The organism is Thermosynechococcus sp. PKX95 (genome assembly GCF_031583295.1).
Classification (GTDB): domain Bacteria; phylum Cyanobacteriota; class Cyanobacteriia; order Thermosynechococcales; family Thermosynechococcaceae; genus Thermosynechococcus.
In genome coordinates, this window is the sequence record NZ_CP134171.1 from 1,885,461 (window position 1) to 1,902,066 (window position 16,606).

A 16,606-nucleotide genomic window follows, 5' to 3' on the forward strand; every position below is an offset into this window, starting at 1 on the left:
AAAATGCAGTGGGATTTGTGGGGATTTCCTAACACTATTGCAACGGGGATACATTCGGGGATTGAGGTGATTCCCATTTCTGCTGGCAAAACTCGTGGATCACCTTACCGCCATGAATAATCACATAGAGCGTCACTCCACTGAGGACAAAAGGCATGATCTTCTCGAGCCAAGGAAGATGGCAACCGAGGCGGGTCAGGACAAGGGCAAAGGCATCATCTAAAAGGCTAATCAACAAAGGTAGCAATTGTCTTAGAAGGGTAAGAATCTCTGGTAAATAACCATCACTATCCATAAAAATACTCTCGGCTGAGTTGACGCAGAAAATCACTTAAAGAAACATTGATTAGTTGGGATGATTGGTGAGTGGAAATACTTCATAGGCACTTCGTTCTCATCAATACAAATAAAGAATTGAAAAATGAATTACACGTCTTTACAAATTGATGACCTTTAGATAAGCCTACCCTAACTGCGATTGTTGTTTCTGCGAGTGTTCCCAAGAATAGCCGAAAACCCTGCCCGTCAGGCATTAAGGCTGCTATTGCTATTGCTAAGTTCGGTTGCAAATGAGAGATTATCGTGAATTGTTAACAACCGTAACACTTCTATTATAGGCAACGCCTAGGGGTTAGGGGATAACTGTAATTTGTCGTTACATTGGGAACGCATTCTGAAAGTTAGCTGTCTAGGATAGAGATGACAGCAGCGGCAGGTGCTTTATGAGACAGATGTCGGGTCATCGGTGTGGTTTTGCGCTTCTGTTGGCGATCGCCACCACCACAGGATTTTACCAGCGGGGACTCGCACAAAATGAAGCCCAACAGTTGCGCGATATTATGCAGCGGTTGGATGCCCTACAACAGCGCTATAGTGCCGCCGTCAGTGAACTAGACGTGATTCGCAAAACCTCTTTTGGCGGCGATAGTAATCATGTCATTGCCCTCACAAATCAGATTGAGCAGTTGCAAAAACAGGGGAATTATGGCGCAGCAGTGGCACCCTCGCGGGAATTGGTGGCGATCGCTGAGCGGGTTTTAGGTGCCCATCACCCCACTGTGGCTGCAACTTTGAATAACCTTGCTGTCACCTACAAGGAACTGGGCAACTTTAGTGAGGCGATTCCCCTCTATCAGCGCAGCTTAGCCATCCGTGAACAAGCCCTTGGCGCCAATCATTCCGATGTTGCCACCAGCCTCAATAACCTCGCCAACCTCTACACCGATCAAGGCAACTACGGTGAGGCCCTGCCCCTCTATCAACGCGCCCTTGCCATCCGTGAACAAGCCCTTGGCAAGACCCATCCCGATGTGGGCTTGAGTGTGCACAACTTGGCAGTGATGTACCATTTGCAGGGCAGCCTAACCACAGCCTTGCCCCTCTACCAGCGCAGTCTGGGTCTCCTCGAACCCGCCTTAGGGGCAGAACATCCCTTGGTGGCAACGGTGTTGAATAACCTTGCCGAACTCTATCGTGCTCAGAGCAATTATGGCGCGGCACTACCCCTTTACCAACGCAGTTTGGCTATCCGCGAAAAAGTGCTGGGGACAGATCACCCCGATGTGGCCACTAGCCTCAACAACTTGGCTGAACTCTATCGAGTCCAAGGCAATTACGGGGCGGCGCTTCCCCTCTATCAACGCAGTATTGCCCTGCGGCAGCGTACCCTTGGTGGCGAACATCCCTACTTGGCGCTGAGTCTTGCCAATTTAGCCAAAGCCTACTGGGCACAGGGGACAATCAATGAGGCCTTAACCGCTCTCAACCGTGCCCTTGAGATTGAAGAGGTCAACCTTAGCCGCAACCTCGTGGTTGGCTCCGAGGAATACAAGCGCAACTATCTGGCCACGTTTCAAGACTCCACCAACACCGCCATTTCCTTCCATTTACAGGGGAATCCCCAGAATCCAGCAGTGGCCAACCTAGCCTTGACTACCATTTTGCGCCGTAAAGGTCGGTTGTTGGATGTTTTAGCGGCAACGGCCAGTCGCCTACGCCATCAATTGGATGCCTCGGGGCAGCAGCAACTGGATCAATTAATTCGTGTGCGAACACAGATTGCTAGCCTCACCTTTGTGCGCGATCGCCCACCGCCGGCCAGCCAAATTAGCCAACTCGAACAGCGTGCTAACCAACTGGAAGCGCAACTGGTGAGTCAAAATGCCAACTTCCGTTTAGACGTTACCCCCGTCACCCTCAGTGCGGTGCAGCAAGCGATTCCCGCCAATGCTGTGCTATTGGAGTTTATCCAGTATGTGCCCTACAACCCAAAAACCAACCGCTGGGAAGCGCCCCGCTACGCCCTCTATGCCCTGAAAAATAGGGGTGCCCCCCAATGGCGTGACTTGGGTACCGTCGCTGATCTCGATACGGTCATTAAGGCAGCACGCCAGCGGATGGCGGATCCAAGATTGCCCGCTACCGTAACGAAGCCCTCTTTGAAGGCGGCCTATGAGCGCCTCTTGGCTCCTCTGGAACCCTTCCTAGCGGGCAGTACCCATCTGCTGGTGGCTCCCGACGGTCAGCTCAATACTCTCTCCTTTGAGGCCTTGGTGGATCGGCAGGATCGCTATCTGGTGCAGTCCTATACGATCACACTGCTCACCTCAGGACGCGACTTGCTGCGGCTGCAACAGCGGGGCAAACCGGCAAATCCCCCCTTGGTAGTGGGTAATCCCACGTTTAGTCAAGGGAGTGGTCGTGCTGTGGCCGGTAGTCAGCGGGGAGTGAACCCGCGATCGCTGGATTTGCGCAGCCTGACATTTACGGAGTTACCCGGAACCGCCACGGAGGTGAAAACCGTAAGCACGCTCTTGCCCCAAGCGCAGATCCTCACGGGTAGCAGTGCCACCGAAACTACCATCAAACAAACGCAGCGGCCACGGGTACTTCACCTCGCCACCCATGGATTTTTCCTAGAGAGTCCGCCCGTCTCTCCCCAAGTGCTGCAAAACACTCGTGGTCTCAATGCCAATACTCCCTTTAGGGGGGAAAATCCACTGTTGCGCTCCGGCTTGGCCTTGGCGGGTTTCAATCAACGGCAGAGTGGGGTGGATGATGGCGTGTTAACGGCTTTTGAAGTCACCGGCATTAACCTTGATGGTACCGAGTTAGTGGTGATGTCCGCCTGTGATACGGGGCGTGGCGATATTCTCAATGGCGATGGTGTCTATGGCTTGCGGCGAGCCTTTACCTTGGCGGGGGCACGTACCCAAGTGAGTTCCCTCTGGAAGGTGGATGACACCACGACCCAACAACTGATGGTTGCCTTTTATCAAAATCTAGCGGCTGGCAAGGGACGCAGTGAAGCCCTACGGCAAGCGCAGTTGCAGTTAATGACTGACTCCAGTAAGCAAATTCCCTATTTTTGGGCGGCCTTTGTTAGCAGTGGTGAGTGGCGCCCGCTGCCCTAAGACAGGGGGTAGCTGATAGGGGTTTGTAATTGGCTGCCGAGGGGGCGATCGCGATCAATCCACAGAATTGCCCCTTGCCGCCGTGAGGGTGGCTCTCCCCAGAGCACAGTGATACTGCCGGGGGGCAAAGGTTCAGGGCTAGGCCATTGACTGGTGAGCCAGACAAGGGAATCGATGGGATACTCAGCATCGGTGTCGCCGGGGGCGATCGCTGCTAGGGCCCGCAGTACCGTTGGCTGACCGTGGAGCATCCCCGTGGCGGGACTCCAAAACTGGACAGGAATTTGCTGTTGCAAACTGTAAAGGTAGAGGCTAGCCGCCGCAATCACCGCCTGCTCAAAGTCTTCGCCGCTCCAGTGGGGACGGGTATCAAGGGCAACGGTCACGGCATTGCCACCGCTAAAGGTGTCAAACTCGCGCACTCGCAGTTCGCCATAGCGGGCACTGGTGCGCCAATGCACTAGACGCAAAGGGTCTCCCCAGCGGTAGGGACGTAAGGCACGGGTGATGCCCTCTTGGGCAACGTGAAGATGATGCTGGCGATCGCGCCACTCTTGGGAAATCTCTTGCCCCAGTTGATCGAGTAAAGGACACTGTTGCAGTTGCAAAACCTGCGGATAAACCACCACCTGCTGCGGTACGGGAAATGAGCGCTGACACCAAAAGAGGCCCAAGGGGGCAGCGGTGCGCAGCCGAAGCTGTTGCCACTCATAAATCCCCCGCCGCGGTGGGATGAGATCGTACTGCCAAGTGGTTGTTTCCTGTGGTGGCAGCCGCTCGATCGCCTGTTGGGGACATTCGCGCTGGGTGGCTGACCAGAGGCCACGGGGAACGGGGTCAATCACTTGCAAATTGTGGCGAGGCGTTTGGGTGGCATTGGTCAGAAAGACGGTCAGGCGTAGGCGATCGCCCGCATGAACTGGATCCACCTTGGCTCGCTCCAGCACCAATCCCCGCAAATAGCGCGGCGGTAGAATCGCCGCCACCAAGAGCAGACCAAAAATGATCCCCGTAATCACGTACAGCCAACCCGCCATCGAATTAATGGCTGCCGCAAAAAGAAAGAGATTCATGCCCAATAGCAGCAGTCCCGCATAGGCGGGGGTCACCCAGCGTTCCTCTAAAAACTGACTGAGGCGACGCAGCTTAGTCATCGCAACTTCGGGTCTTAGGAGCGGTGGGACTCAGCAGGCAAGAGGCTAGGAAAGGAGTGGGCAAGCAGTTGCTGCAAGGCTTGACGAAAGTCCCCCTTGACAAGAGCAGGATCAAACCGCTGCACCAATTCGCCGCGCTCAAAAAAAAGAAGGGTTGGCAGGCTCGTCAGTTGAAAGTGACGACTGAGGGCAAAGTTTTCATCGGCATTGATCCGAAGAATTTGCAACCGGTGCGGCAGCGACTGCTCCAGTTGATCCAGCAGGGGATCAATAAGGCGGCAGAGGCCACACCAAGGAGCCCAAAAATGCACGATCACAGGCACGGGGGCACTGCGAATTTGCCGCTGGAATCCTTCAATATTAAATTGCTGAATGCCCTTCACGTTGTTATCTCGGTTTGTCTTGGGATCATGGTAGCAGTCAGCGGCGGTTTTGCAGCAGCGATTTGCGGCGATCTGATGCCGTAGGATCAAAAATAGCTCATACGATCGATTGGCGCTCCCAAATGACCCCCAAGCCCACCCTTTGGCAAAAACTTTTCCCCCTGCTGTTACGGGAAGCGATCGCCACACTTCAGGGAATCAGTGAACTGCTTAGCAAGGCCACAGAGCAACTCAAGGGGGTGGCCACACAACGGGCGATCGCCCCAGAGCAGTTGACTCCGGAACGTTCATGGGTCAGTCGAGGGGCAGCCCTATGGTGGCAGGGAATGGGCTGGGTGCAGCAACGGCTGCCGAGTCATCTCCAGGAGCGTTATAACCGCGCTACTCTAACTGGGATCGCGATCGCCCTACTTCTCATTTTGCTCTGGTTGAATCCCCTGAGTTGGTTTCAATCTCCCCCTCGGCCAACGGTGAAAGCAACCCAGCGTCCCCAACCCAGTGTCCTTGTGCAACCCCGCCCGGCACCCACACCAGTGGCGGCAACACCCGCCCCAATACCCCAGCCGACACCGACACCCACTCCGTCACCAGGGGCGATCGCTCCTTCCACCTTCGTCAGTGACAGCCTCACCGTCCGCCAACAATTGCTGGCCCTTTGCGATCGCTACAGCAACGCTCTTGATCCCACCCTCACCCTCACCCCCAGCGAACAGCGCTTGGAATTGATGCTGGCCAACAGTTGGTATGATCTCAGTCCTACAAAGCAGGATCAACTAGCCCAGAACCTTTGGCAAACTGCCCATGACTTGGGGTATCAGACCGTCATTGTGGTGGATACCGAAGGTCACCTGCTTGTCCGTGATCCGGTGGTGGGTGATAATGCCATCGTTGTGCGTCGCAAGCTGATCTAACTCACCCTCGCAGCTTAAGCCATCAATTTCGCCAATCCGCTAACCTAGAAAAGTGCCAACTTCTTCAGCTTGCTATGAGTGACACCACCCTTTCCCCCGAAAAGCGCAAAGCCCTTGAGCTTGCCGTCTCCCAAATCGAACGCAACTTTGGTAAGGGCAGCATCATGCGCCTTGGGGATGCCACCCGCATGAAAGTGGAAACCATCTCTAGCGGGGCACTCACCCTTGACCTTGCTTTGGGGGGTGGACTGCCGAAGGGGCGGATCATTGAAATTTATGGCCCTGAAAGTTCGGGGAAAACTACCTTGGCGCTCCATGCCGTAGCTGAAGTCCAAAAAGCCGGTGGCGTGGCTGCCTTTGTCGATGCTGAACATGCTCTTGATCCCACCTATGCGGCTGCCCTCGGCGTGGACATTGAAAACCTACTGGTTGCCCAGCCAGACACTGGCGAAGTGGGTCTAGAAATTGTTGATCAACTGGTGCGCTCGACAGCCGTAGATATTGTGGTGGTGGACTCCGTTGCTGCCTTGGTGCCCCGCGCCGAAATTGAGGGGGATATGGGGGATAGCCATGTGGGATTGCAAGCCCGCCTGATGAGCCAAGCCCTGCGCAAAATTACCGGTAATATTGGTAAAACAGGCTGCACCGTGATTTTCCTGAACCAATTGCGGCAAAAAATTGGTGTCACCTACGGTAACCCAGAAACGACAACCGGCGGAACCGCCCTCAAGTTCTATGCCTCGGTGCGCCTAGATATTCGGCGGGTGCAAACCCTGAAGAAGGGAACGGAGGAATTTGGGATTCGCGCCAAAGTTAAGGTGGCCAAAAACAAGGTGGCACCGCCCTTTCGCATTGCCGAGTTTGACATTATTTTTGGTAAGGGTATTTCCAATCTTGGCTGCATTCTTGATATGGCCGAGGAAACCGGTGTGATTAGCCGCAAAGGGGCTTGGTATTCCTACAACGGCGAAAATTTGGCCCAAGGCCGCGACAACACGATTAAATACATGGAGGAGAACCCCAGCTTTGCCCAAGAGGTCGAACAGCAGGTGCGGCAAAAGCTAGACCAAGGGGCAGTTGTCTCCGCCAATACGGTGACTCATACCCACGATGACATGGGTGACGGAGAATAGGGGCGATCGCCCGCGAGGGACTTCCGTAGGAGCAATTTCCGCTCTCCCCAAAAGGTGAAGCCTTCCTCAACCACTGCAAAGCCACAGCGGGCATATAATTGCTGTGCTGCTTGATTTTGAGCAAGGACGTGCAGATAGAGATCGCAATAGGTAGAGCAAAGGCTGCCCTCAACAGTGTGCAACAAGCGACGGCCAATGCCACGCCGCCGGTAGTCCGGATGCACTGCCAAATTGGACAGGTAAGGTTTGGGTTCACCCTTGATCTCACGGAGCTGCACTTCCACACTCCCCACACATAGAGCAGACGTTCCCATGGATATGACGGCTAGCCAACACTGGTAGTGGGGACGCTCGCGCTGCCAGCGATCGCGCAAATCCTGCTCCATCCCCAACTGGACAAAGCTGCGCCAAAGGGCTTGCCAACCACCACCGGGGTGAAAACTCAAGGCCACTAATTGGGCAATGCTGGCAAGGTCAGTGATCTCTGCCGCACGAATCTCAATCATTCTAGGGCTGAGGAAGGGCAGATTGGTCAGGTTGGAGTTGGCTCATCAGTGCCCGCAGAGGGGGCTTGGCCAATAGGGTTTGCGTATCGGCCACTAGGCGATCGCCCCAGAGGTTTTCCCGCTGGAATTCCACCGTGCCGTAGCGGCTATCGAGACGCAGGGCTTCCGCTGCCAGTTGTAGTGCTCTTGCTTCATTCCCCAGTTGCAGCAGGGCTGTGGCCAAAGCAAGTTTCGGCTCACTGGCTTTGGGGTCAATGTTTGCCGCCTGTTCCCAGTTTTTTGCCGCTTGGCGGATATTGCCTTGTTCATAGAGCACGAGGCCAATGTTGGTATAGGCTGGCCAAAACTGACGATCCAAGCGCAATGAGCGGCGGTATTGCTCGATCGCCCGATCCTTTTGTCCCAGTTTTAGATAGGCGTTGCCAAGGTTGAACCATTCCTCTTTGGCATCGGGTTTCAGTGCCAATCCCTGCTCGATCGCCCGCACTGAGGCTCCATAATGTCCGAGGCGAAAATGGGCAGAGCCTAAGTTGAAATAAGCCCCCGGATTTTTATCATTGAGTTTCAAAGACTGCTCTAGGGCTGGCACTGCATCCTTGGGTTGATTGACCGTGAGGTAGAGTCCCCCCAGCAATGCCCAAATTTCGTGGGCTTGAGGTGCCAACTGCACTGCCAGTTTTGCCCGCACCAACGCCTCTTGAAATTGCTGGAACTGTGCCAGTTGCAGGGCTTCTTGCGCCACAATAAAACCATTTTGCTCCATCTCCTTGGCATTGAGTTCAAGGGTGCGCGGTAACACCACTTGTGCCGTTGCCAGACTGCCACTCAGGAGAACAAGACCCAGACTCAGGGTTAAACGGGCAAGCATTTTAGGCACGATCAATTTCCGTGTTGCAAGCTAAGTGAATTCCTCTTTAGTTTGCCATACCCTACCGACGTTTGCGGTGACTGAGGGCAACTCTTGACAAAAGTGGAAGGGAGATGATTGCCTTTAGAGAAAAAATAGGCTAGCCTGTGCTTATTCAAAGATCGCTAATCAATTGCTGTCAATTTTTTAAACCCTATTCAAACCTGATTTTTAAGGAAATTTAACAATGAACCCTTCAAATGAAAACATTCCTAACTACATGGTTCCAGCGATTCTGTCCACGATTTGCTGCTGTTTGCCTTTCGGTATTGTCGCTATTATTTTTGCTGCCCAAGTCAATTCAAGGTTAGCAGTAGGCGATCGCGCCGGGGCGTTGGAGGCCTCAAACAAGGCCAAGCTATTTACTTGGATTTCGGTGATTGCGGGATTGCTCGGTGGTGCCCTTTATGCGGTACTCATGGTGCTCTCAATCATGGCTGAGCAAGGGGGGATGTAGCTCGCTGGCCAGTCGTTCATAGTGGTGGGGCGATCGCCAGCGCAGAAGATGGGTCACCGGCTGCTGTAGGAGTTCTGTCGTCAAACCGATGGCGCGGCGAGGATTCACCGTTGCGAGGGTCAACGCTGCTTCAAAATCGCAAACTCCCCAATCCACTAGGCGTCCCACCATTGCCAACAGCGGCACAGTGGTGCCACAGAGGGTGCCATCAGCCAGTCGTGCCGTCCCATTTTTCACTGCAATCTGCCGCTGATCCCAAGGATAGACCCCATCGCCTAACCCCAGCGGAGCAAGGGCATCACTCACCAAAAACAGGCGATCGCCTGCGCACTGCCACAACACCTTCAGCATTTGTGGATGAACATGCACCCCATCGCCAATCACACCGCACCAGACCCGCTGATCTGTCAAGGCTGCTGCTAACAGTCCCGGCTCGCGATGATGTAGAGGGGGCATGGCATTAAAGGCATGGGTGATCATTGTGGCACCGGCATCAAAAGCCGCCTGCGCTTCCTCCACGGTGGCCAAAGAGTGACCTAAACTCACGGTAATTCCCAACTGCCGCACATAGGGCAGCGCTTCACCATTGGTATCTAACTCTGGAGCAAGGGTGAGAATCTGAACGGTGTCACTGAACTCCCCTAAAACTGTTTGCACCCTTTCTAGGCTCAAGGGCTGAAGATGGGACTGAGGATGAGCACCGCGCTTCTGGGGATTGAGGAAAGGCCCCTCCAAATGCACACCTAAAATTTTGGCTTCAGGCTCTTGCGCATTGGGCACGTATTCGTGGATCACCCTCAAGGCAGTGTGAATTTCCGCTAGGGGAGCAGTCACAATCGTCGGGGCGTAGGCATCAATCCCCTCTTGCCAAAGATAGCGGCCAATTTTTGGCAGTGGTTCGGTGGTCTTTAACCAAGGAAAGGGAATGCCCAAGGCACCGTTAATTTGCAGATCGACGCCCCCAAGGGAGAGATAATCGCCGCCGAAGTCCAGCACCTCAGAGCCATCGGGGGGAATCAGGTCAGTGCCGATCGCCGTCACTTTACCATTTGTGAGTTGTACTTGTTGCCAGCGATCGCTCCCCAAAAGCCGCACGCGATCGAGCCATTGCTCAGTCATCATGCCGGCGTTGCTTGCAGATCAGGGCGTTCTTCAGGCACAATTGCCCCCTCCACGGGACACACTTGCAAACAAATGCCACAGTCAATACAGGTGGCAAAATCAATCCAGAACCAATCGGTGCCCTTGGCATTTTTCCCCGGTCCCGGATGAATACAGGCCACCGGACACGCCTCAACGCAATCGGCAACCCCTTCGCAGGTATTCGTGACAATGGTGTGCGCCACAGCGTTTTCCTCACTGAGAGTTGATTCAGGATCAATTCTAAAGCTCTAGGCTAGATCCCCAGATCTGACTTCGCCGCTTGAGCCGCCTCCAATAACATGGGTGTAGGGAGTTCCTCCCAATCGCGATCGCCGATCTCGGCATAGAAGGTTTCGTCATAGCTGCGGGTTTGGATCACCACAGGCATCGGCACCGCATGACCCAGCACAAGCGCCTGTTGTTTAGAATCCAGCTTGGCCAACACCGATCGCAACTGCTGCGAACCCGCCACCCCAGTGAAAATGGCCTCAATGTCCTTTTCATCGTTAAGGAGTGCGGTGATGCGGGTGCCAATTTGCGACATGATCTCGCTATCAATGCCCGAAGGCCGTTGATCAACAACGAGGAGCGTGACAAAGTACTTGCGCATTTCGCGGGCGATCGTCCCAAAAATCGTTTGCTTCACCGTCGCTGCATTCAAGAAGCGGTGAGCCTCCTCAATCGTGATCACCAGTTGACGCGGGCGATCGCTGGGATTTTTGGTTTGCAAAAAAATCTCCGACTGCTGCACATAGGCTTGGTGGATGCGGCGGGCAATAATATTCGTCGCCAGCATATAGGAGAGCATATTGGCTTGGGAGCCAAACTCAATCACCACATGTTGACCCGCCGCAAGAGTGTCCAAAATCTGACCAATGTAGTTCTTGGTACAGGTATTCCGCAGGTACTTCAGTTGCTCTAGCCGTGTCAGTTTGCGTTGCAGCGCCATGATCGAGGCTTTGCTGCCCATCTTCGTTTCGCAAAACTCCTGAATCTCCTGATTTGTCATCACCAAAAGGCGACTAATCCAACCCTTGCCAAACTCATTGCGCAGAATAATGGCATTTTCGAGGCTGGCTTCTGAAAGGTTAAGTTCCCCCTGCACCAGCGCCAGATCCTCCACCTCAATTTGATCAAAGCCAATGTAGAGTTCTTGGGCATCGCGCACCCCCCGCCGTTGCGTGGATTCGGGATCAAGGGTATAGATCTTCACCTGCTGTGGAAACAGTTGCCGCAATCCCTTAACGGTGCTGACTGACTTGCCTTCACGGGTGGCTTCCCAGCCATACTCCGAGTGCATATCAAAAATCAAGTTCACCGCCGCCTGTTTGCGGATAATCCCCGACAGCAACAGCCGCGTTAGGAAGGATTTGCCCGTCCCCGACTTGCCAAAGATGCCGTTGCTGCGCTCGACAAAGCGATCCAAGTCCAAACAGATGGGGACTGCCATATCTAAGGGAGTCCCAATGGCAAAGTTGCGCCGCTGCGGATCGTCTTCCCAGCCAAACACGGCGCGAAACTCCCGTTCACTGGCCTCATAGACAGGACTGAAATGGGCAGGGATCGTTTTTACGGGCAGTAAATCCTGCTCATCGTTGAGGATCATCAACATCGGTGCCACACTTAGCGTCGCAAACGTGCCCGTACCCGCCAGTACCTCCTGCAAAAAGGTATCCTCAAGGGCGGGGGGATTGAGCAGAATGCGGGGATTGGCCGTACCAAGCACGACATCCGTCAGCAGACAAAAGAAGCGCGATCGCTGGCCTTGCACCACCAAAAATTGACCAACCCGCAGTTCCTCAACGGAGACGCTACCACTGAGCCGCACTTCAAGGCCTTGACTGAGGGAACCTTGGACGACAATTCCCAGTTGTTGTGCTGTCATCGTTTATTGCGCCTTCAGGAGCTGAATGCGTTGGGGGTCGCCAAACCGCGGAGCAGGGGCTTGGCGGTGAAATTCAGCACCCAGTCTTTGGGTCGCTTGTAGCGTTTGACTCAGGTGCTGCACATAGCGATCCTGTGCCCGCCGAAACCCTTCTAGGTTGTCTCCGCCATTGAGAAGCGCAAAGCAGACGGTGCCGTATTTTGCTGTGGGTAAGACGCCAACCAACGCACTCACATTCCAAAGAGAACCGGTTTTCACCAGTGTGGCGGTGGGTAACTGACGATACTCAACGGTGCCGCGATCGCGCCCCGCCATGGGTAGCACATCCGCCAAACTGTGGTTTTTCTGAGCGAGCATCTCCTGAAGCGCCAAAAGCATCCCACACGCCGCCCGGGGAGAAATGCGATTCTCCTCCCCCAGACCTGAGCCGTTGATCAGTTGAATTTCACTGGGGGGTACATTGGCTTTACGGGCGGCCACTTGAGCTACGGTTGCAGCACCCCCTGCCATCTCGGCTAGCGTTTCCGCAATCTCATTATTACTGTAGATATTCATTTGCCGCACAATTTCCCCCAAGGGGAGTGAGCGATGCTCGAGGCGCAGGGTAACACTCGCAGGGATCGTGCTTTGGAAGCGTGTTTCACCCGTCATACTTACTTGGGGGCGGGGTTGTCCCTTCAGGTGCTGTTCATAGGCCGTTTGAATTTCAGGTGTCCAGCGGCGGTGATCTAGGGCGAGTTGGAAGAGCGCTGCGGCGGTCTGGGATTCAGGGTAAAAGTTCATGGCAAAAGGGGGAACGATGACTAAATTCCCCTGCACTTGACGAATGCCCAAGCGATTGAGGGCATTACCGATGGCGATCGCCTCCTCCCAGACAAAGAGGGGATCATTGCCGCCAATCAAGACCAAGTCCCCCCTGAGGACACCATTTTGCAGCGTGCCTGTGGTGCCGATGCGAGTCAGGAACTGATAGTCAAAGGAGTATTTATCCAGCACAGCGAGGCTCGTGGCAATTTTAGTGACCGATGCAGCCGCAAGGGGGCGATCGCCTTGGTGGTTCACGAGTAACTGCTGAGCACTTTGAACCCAGATGCCCTGTTGATTGGGAGAAAAACCCTCCTGAGCCAAGGTTTGCAGGTAGCGATCGCGATACTGATACAGTGCCACCTCAGAGGGAAAGATGACTGCCTTTAATGCCTCAATGCGCGGCTGTCCCCAGTACCATGCCAATGCTGCCAACAAATCTAGCATACCCGTTCTAATTTGCTGTCAATTGCCACCATCCCAAACTGGGGCCAATAAAGCGAACTGTGAGCCAAATGACTACCAGTAGGCCAATGCCGACCCACGTGCCCCGCGTCACCCACTTCTGAATCAGCAGCAGTTGCTCCTTCTTGAGCCAGCCCCCCTTTTCTTGACCGTAGGCCTCACCGAGGGTTTCTTTGCGCCGTTTTGCCTCACCCATACTCGCTGCTCGAACGGTTACAATCTCTATCCTAGATACTTTTGCGGGGCAATGACCCTCTAGGACTCAACGATTGGGCACACCACACCAAACTTCGCCAGCTTTTGCAACACCTTAGCCGCACTCTCCTCAATCGTCTCCAAATCCGTGCGGCATTCCACCTCTGGATTCAAGGGTGGCTCATAGGGGTCATCAATCCCCGTAAAATTGCGAATCTCCCCTGCCCGCGCCCGTTTATAGAGTCCCTTTACATCCCGCTGCTCACACACTGTCAAGGGGGCATTCACATAAACCTCAACAAAGCGGCCAATTTTATGCCGCACCTCATCCCGAATCTCGCGATAGGGCGAAATTGCCGAGACAATCACGATCACCCCGTGGCGAGTCAGCAGTTGAGCCACAAAGCCAATGCGGCGGATATTTTCATCCCGATCCTCTTTAGAAAACCCCAGCCCCTTTGTCAAATGCTGGCGGACAATATCGCCATCGAGAAGTTCAACAGCATGGCCAGCCGCCTGAAGCTGCTTGTGGACATAGTGAGCCAGCGTTGTTTTACCAGCCCCAGAGAGACCAGTAAACTAGAGAGTTAAGCCTTCGGAGTGGGTCATAGGAGGTCAATACAGTTAAGTGGACTGCGGCAACCAGTGAGGGTCTAGGGGGCTAAGACAAAGTTCACTAACTTGCCGGGAACGACAATCACTTTTTTGATCGTTTTGCCCGCTAGGTAGCGTTGGCCAATCTCCGACTGCTTGGCGGCTTCCTCCAGTTCCACTTGACTAGCCGTGGCAGGCACTTGGATCGCGCCACGGGTTTTGCCCATGACCTGAATGACAAGGGTGATTTCATCGGCAACGAGGGCAGTGGGGTCTGCTTTTGGCCAGGGCTGGCGGTGGATGGAGTCGGTGCCACCCAGTTGGTGCCAGAGTTCTTCACTGATGTGGGGGGCAAAGGGGGCGAGTAGGGTGAGTAGGGTTTGGATGCCTTCGCTATAGACCCCCGAAGTGTGGCAGTCGGCACTGCCAAGGGCATTACTGAGTTTCATTAGTTCGGCAACAGCGGTATTGAGTTGATAGTCGCCTTCCAGATCGTCGCTAATTTCTTTGATGGCAGTGTGAATGGCACGGCGCAGCTCTTTTTCCGTTTTAGTGAGGCTTGCCGGCAGGGGTTGACCCAGCTGACCACCCTTGGCTTTGAAGGTTTGCACGAGGCGCCAAACGCGGTTGAGAAAGCGAAATTGGCCTTCGACATCGGCATCGTCCCACTCGAGGTCTTTTTCGGGGGGCGCCTTGAAAAGGATGAACATGCGGGCAGTATCCGCCCCGTACTTCTGAATCACATCGCCGGGGGCAACGCCGTTGTACTTAGATTTGGACATTTTTTCATAGACCACCTCTAGGGGCTCCCCTGTGTCCGGGTCGGTGGGTTGGCTGAGATCGGCGATGCGGCTAGGAATGATGTACTTGCCCGTGCGCGGATTTTTGTAGGTGCGCCCTTGAACCATGCCTTGGGTGAGTAGGCGTTGGAAGGGTTCACTGACATGGACAAGCTGGCGATCGCGCAAAACTTTGGTGAAAAAGCGCGAGTAGAGCAAATGGAGAATGGCGTGCTCAATCCCCCCTACATACTGATCCACGGGTAACCAGTCCTTGATGGCCGCTGGGTCAAAGGGGGCTTCACTGTTGCGCGCATCGGCGTAGCGGAAGTAGTACCAAGAGGAGTCAATAAAGGTATCCATTGTGTCCGTTTCCCGCTGGGCAGGGGTACCACATTTCGGGCAGGGAACATCGCGCCACGCCGCAAGTTTGGCCAAGGGAGAAGGGCCACGACCGCTAAACTCCACCTCTTCTGGCAGCAGCACAGGTAACTCTGACCGCGGCACCGGCACCGCCCCACACTGCGGACAGTGAATGATCGGAATGGGCACACCCCAGTAGCGTTGGCGAGAAATGAGCCAATCCCGCAGCCGATACTGCACTTGTTCGCGTCCCCAACCTTGGGTAGCAGCATACTCGGTAATCGCTGCTTTGGCGGCGGTGGAGTCCATGCCATCAAATGGACCACTGTTGATCAATCTCCCCGGCTCCGTATAGGCGGCCTTGAGGCGGGCACTGGCTTTGCCGTCTGGGGGAATAATCACTTGGCGAATGGGGAGCTTGTGGGCTTTGGCAAACTGAAAATCGCGCTCATCGTGGGCAGGTACGCCCATCACGGCTCCAGTCCCATATTCGTAGAGGACATAATCGGCAATCCAGATAGGAATTTCCTCCCCAGTAAAAGGATTGACGGCTTTGCCACCGGTGGCCACACCGCGTTTGGGGCGATCGCCCGCTGTGCGTTCCAGTTCACTTTCCTGTTGGACACTGGCAATAAAGGCTTCGACGGTTTTGCGGCGGCGGCTAGTGGTGACTTTCGGTGTCAGGGGATGTTCGGGCGCCAGCACCACGTAGGTCACCCCATAGACGGTATCGGGACGGGTGGTAAAAACAGCAATTTTCTCATGACTGCCAACAATTGGGAATTCCAGATAGGCACCCGTGGACTTGCCGATCCAGTTGGCCTGCATCAATTTCACCCGCTCTGGCCAGCCCGTCAGTTGTTCTAAGTCATTCAACAGTTCCTCGGCATAGGCGGTAATTTTCAGGAACCATTGCTTAAGCAGTCGCCGTTCCACTAAGGCGCCCGATCGCCACGATCGCCCTTCGCTATCCACCTGCTCATTGGCCAAAACTGTTTGATCCACGGGATCCCAGTTCACCGCTGCTTCCTTCTGGTAGGCCAAACCCGCCTCAAAGAATTCCAAGAAGAGCCATTGCGTCCAGCGGTAGTAGTCGGGGTGACAGGTGGCTACTTCCCGTTCCCAATCGTAGGACAGGCCAAGGCGTTGCAGTTCTTGGCGCATTTGGGCAATGTTTTGCTGTGTCCAGACGCGAGGATGAATCCCCCGTTCAATGGCGGCATTTTCTGCCGGCAGGCCAAAGGCATCCCAGCCCATCGGGTGGAGAACGCGATAGCCCTGCATCCGCCGACAGCGGGCAATGACATCGGTAATCGTATAGTTGCGGACGTGCCCCATATGCAGATTCCCGGAGGGGTAGGGAAACATCGAGAGGGCATAGAATTTCGGCTTTTGCGGATCGGTGTTGGTGCGATCGATCTGGCGGGCAGCCCATTCCCGTTGCCACTTGGCCTCAATCACTTGGGGGTCGTAGCGATCGTCCACAACAGTTTTCCCAAAAGAACAGCTTATCT

At 54.6% G+C, this 16,606-nt stretch carries 16 protein-coding genes; 4 read left to right on the plus strand and 12 right to left on the minus strand.

What is annotated here, in order from left to right; all coding sequences use genetic code 11:
• Positions 1–34: 34 nt before the first annotated feature.
• The gene (locus RHH81_RS09280; RefSeq protein ID WP_206199935.1) at positions 35–295 is read right to left on the minus strand and encodes a hypothetical protein; all 261 of its coding nucleotides are present in this window, start codon (positions 293–295) and stop codon (positions 35–37) included.
• Positions 296–731: 436 nt separating this feature from the next.
• Here RHH81_RS09280 and RHH81_RS09285 point away from each other — a divergent pair, with 436 nt between their 5' ends.
• Positions 732–3,413, plus strand: a complete 2,682-nt coding sequence (locus RHH81_RS09285) for a CHAT domain-containing tetratricopeptide repeat protein (protein ID WP_310742949.1) — start codon at positions 732–734, stop codon at positions 3,411–3,413.
• Here RHH81_RS09285 and RHH81_RS09290 read toward each other — a convergent pair.
• Together RHH81_RS09290 and RHH81_RS09295 are read right to left on the minus strand one after the other, a co-directional pair.
• Positions 3,410–4,567: a DUF58 domain-containing protein gene (locus tag RHH81_RS09290; protein ID WP_206199937.1), complete on the minus strand. Its 1,158-nt coding sequence runs from the start codon at positions 4,565–4,567 to the stop codon at positions 3,410–3,412. The genes RHH81_RS09285 and RHH81_RS09290 overlap by 4 nt on opposite strands.
• A gap of 14 nt (positions 4,568–4,581) precedes the next feature.
• Positions 4,582–5,040 carry a co-chaperone YbbN gene (locus RHH81_RS09295; RefSeq protein WP_225901551.1) on the minus strand — a complete coding sequence of 153 codons (459 nt, stop codon included), beginning with the start codon at positions 5,038–5,040 and terminating at the stop codon, positions 4,582–4,584.
• 32 nt (positions 5,041–5,072) lie between these two features.
• Between RHH81_RS09295 and RHH81_RS09300 the strand changes: the two genes are divergently transcribed.
• On the plus strand, positions 5,073–5,861 hold the full coding sequence (locus tag RHH81_RS09300; RefSeq protein WP_310742950.1) for a hypothetical protein: 789 nt from the start codon (positions 5,073–5,075) through the stop codon (positions 5,859–5,861).
• Positions 5,862–5,935: 74 nt separating this feature from the next.
• Positions 5,936–6,994, plus strand: a complete 1,059-nt coding sequence (gene recA, locus RHH81_RS09305) for a recombinase RecA (RefSeq protein ID WP_310742951.1) — start codon at positions 5,936–5,938, stop codon at positions 6,992–6,994.
• Here recA and RHH81_RS09310 read toward each other — a convergent pair.
• Together RHH81_RS09310 and RHH81_RS09315 are read right to left on the minus strand one after the other, a co-directional pair.
• The gene (locus RHH81_RS09310; RefSeq protein WP_310742952.1) at positions 6,961–7,500 is read right to left on the minus strand and encodes a GNAT family N-acetyltransferase; all 540 of its coding nucleotides are present in this window, start codon (positions 7,498–7,500) and stop codon (positions 6,961–6,963) included. The two genes, recA and RHH81_RS09310, sit on opposite strands and share 34 nt — an antisense overlap.
• A gap of 1 nt (position 7,501) precedes the next feature.
• On the minus strand, positions 7,502–8,368 hold the full coding sequence (locus RHH81_RS09315; RefSeq protein WP_310742953.1) for a tetratricopeptide repeat protein: 867 nt from the start codon (positions 8,366–8,368) through the stop codon (positions 7,502–7,504).
• A 226-nt stretch (positions 8,369–8,594) separates the two neighbouring features.
• Between RHH81_RS09315 and RHH81_RS09320 the strand changes: the two genes are divergently transcribed.
• On the plus strand, positions 8,595–8,864 hold the full coding sequence (locus tag RHH81_RS09320) for a CD225/dispanin family protein (RefSeq protein ID WP_149818861.1): 270 nt from the start codon (positions 8,595–8,597) through the stop codon (positions 8,862–8,864).
• On the opposite strand, the gene nagA is transcribed toward RHH81_RS09320, so the two are convergent.
• The 7 genes from nagA to leuS all read right to left on the minus strand — a co-directional run bounded on the left by nagA (position 8,835) and on the right by leuS (position 16,577).
• The gene (gene nagA, locus RHH81_RS09325) at positions 8,835–9,986 is read right to left on the minus strand and encodes an N-acetylglucosamine-6-phosphate deacetylase (protein ID WP_206199941.1); all 1,152 of its coding nucleotides are present in this window, start codon (positions 9,984–9,986) and stop codon (positions 8,835–8,837) included. The two genes, RHH81_RS09320 and nagA, sit on opposite strands and share 30 nt — an antisense overlap.
• On the minus strand, positions 9,983–10,210 hold the full coding sequence (locus tag RHH81_RS09330) for a ferredoxin family protein (protein ID WP_011057929.1): 228 nt from the start codon (positions 10,208–10,210) through the stop codon (positions 9,983–9,985). The genes nagA and RHH81_RS09330 overlap by 4 nt, the downstream gene beginning before the upstream one ends.
• A 50-nt stretch (positions 10,211–10,260) precedes the next feature.
• Positions 10,261–11,892: an ATP-binding protein gene (locus RHH81_RS09335; protein ID WP_206199942.1), complete on the minus strand. Its 1,632-nt coding sequence runs from the start codon at positions 11,890–11,892 to the stop codon at positions 10,261–10,263.
• Positions 11,893–11,895: 3 nt separating this feature from the next.
• Positions 11,896–13,143, minus strand: a complete 1,248-nt coding sequence (locus RHH81_RS09340) for a D-alanyl-D-alanine carboxypeptidase (protein ID WP_310742954.1) — start codon at positions 13,141–13,143, stop codon at positions 11,896–11,898.
• 7 nt (positions 13,144–13,150) lie between these two features.
• The gene (locus RHH81_RS09345; protein WP_302678153.1) at positions 13,151–13,357 is read right to left on the minus strand and encodes a DUF2839 domain-containing protein; all 207 of its coding nucleotides are present in this window, start codon (positions 13,355–13,357) and stop codon (positions 13,151–13,153) included.
• Positions 13,358–13,416: 59 nt separating this feature from the next.
• Positions 13,417–13,902 (minus strand): adenylyl-sulfate kinase, encoded by a 486-nt coding sequence (cysC, locus tag RHH81_RS09350; protein WP_310743551.1) that lies wholly within the window; start codon positions 13,900–13,902, stop codon positions 13,417–13,419.
• 107 nt (positions 13,903–14,009) lie between these two features.
• On the minus strand, positions 14,010–16,577 hold the full coding sequence (leuS, locus tag RHH81_RS09355) for a leucine--tRNA ligase (protein ID WP_310742955.1): 2,568 nt from the start codon (positions 16,575–16,577) through the stop codon (positions 14,010–14,012).
• Positions 16,578–16,606: the final 29 nt, after the last annotated feature.